The following is a 1,464-nucleotide window of genomic DNA, read 5'->3' as shown; positions in this document are numbered from 1 at the left end:
CCTTGATCTGAAAGTGCATATGTCATCAAAGAGATGATTCCTGCACTAGCAAATATTACGGTCCCTAAGAAGACTAGAAATAATGCTAATTGTCTTCTAGTAATATTAATAATTTTTGTAAATTTCATTTGTACCTGTAATTGAATATATAAATCAAGCTAATTAATCATCCTTATTCATTAAAAGTAATGAAACCTTATTAAAAAAATTATTAAAACAAGATTAAGATACTTTAATAAATCTCTTTATACATTTATTTTATAAAAAAAAAGAGCGTCTTGTGAATAGTTAAATTGACTACAGACAAAATTTTGCTCACAGCGAGTCAAATAATTATTAAAATTAAGAAAAAAATAAGAACAATAATTCTTCACGAATTATTGTCTAAATTTAATAGATTATTTAAGGTTCGGATTTAATATCCTAAATAGTTTGACATCTGTATGATTTGCTGTTACTTATTTCTTTATTAACGACATGGTAATTAACAAAGAATAATGAAGCAAATGGAACGTACATTAAGATTCTAGTTCTTCTAGAAAACACTCCGCCTTTAGCATATGCTAAGAATCAACTCAAGTATGTAAGCACAAACACTAAGCCACTAGTAATAAATAGATCTTGACCAGTATATAGAGATCAAGGATCATTAAAATCGCTATCTACGGGTAACGCTTTGTTTTCGGCTGTAGGATTAATTTTATCGTAAGCGTTAGCATACAAGAATAAGATCAATAATGTAATGAATAATGCTTGAGTTATATCTATAGCTAATAAAGTTAAAGATAATCTAGCTTGATTTTTTCTAACTTTAACACCAAAAGTATAAGGATTTTTATCAAAGATAATTCCTAAGCTCATTACGAAAAATGTAATAATGAAGAATAGCGGTAATGCTGTTCTGTAATCAGAGACTACTCTTAGCTCAGATTCATTAAATTGTCTGTTTCAACGATTAAAATCATATACATATGCGTTATTTACATCTACAGATGGTTTTAGTTTAAAACCAATTCCATATATAAATGTCATTGTAATGAAGTAACTAACAAAACCTATAACAAAAATCAAATAAAATAACGATAAGTAAAGAACTGTTTTAGTTAACTTGATCTTAAATACTGTTTGATTTGATGCTAGGATTTTTTGATATCACTTTAAACCTGTTGTGTCTAGTTCTAAGAAAACGTTTTGTTCTAACTTATTAGGTGTTTTTAAATAAGAAATTAACCCAATAAAAGGAATTAATGATAATATTCTTTGCTTTTCTTTGAAAAGACTTAACTTAACATAAGCTAAGAAGAAACTTAAATATAAAGTTAAATAAACAATGTTTCAGAATGTAAACGAATCTTTATTGTAAAAATACGGAAGGATAGATGCATAATTTAAAATTGATATTTTTAAATCAGCAAAGAAATTATTGTTAATCTGAACAAAAGATAATAACCCTGAATAAATAGT

1 protein-coding gene is annotated in these 1,464 nt (G+C 26.1%); it reads right to left on the bottom strand.

The genetic code is table 4. The features are described 5' to 3' along the window. Positions 1-423: 423 nt before the first annotated feature. On the bottom strand, positions 424-1,464 hold a 1,041-nt coding region (locus P690_RS0103850), incomplete at its 5' end, for a hypothetical protein (protein WP_027122419.1).

The sequence above is a fragment of the Mycoplasma imitans ATCC 51306 genome (assembly GCF_000518305.1).
Taxonomy (GTDB): domain Bacteria; phylum Bacillota_I; class Bacilli_A; order Mycoplasmatales; family Mycoplasmoidaceae; genus Mycoplasmoides; species Mycoplasmoides imitans.
Note: the sequence above shows the minus strand (reverse complement) of the source record. Positions and strands in the feature narration are given on the sequence as shown.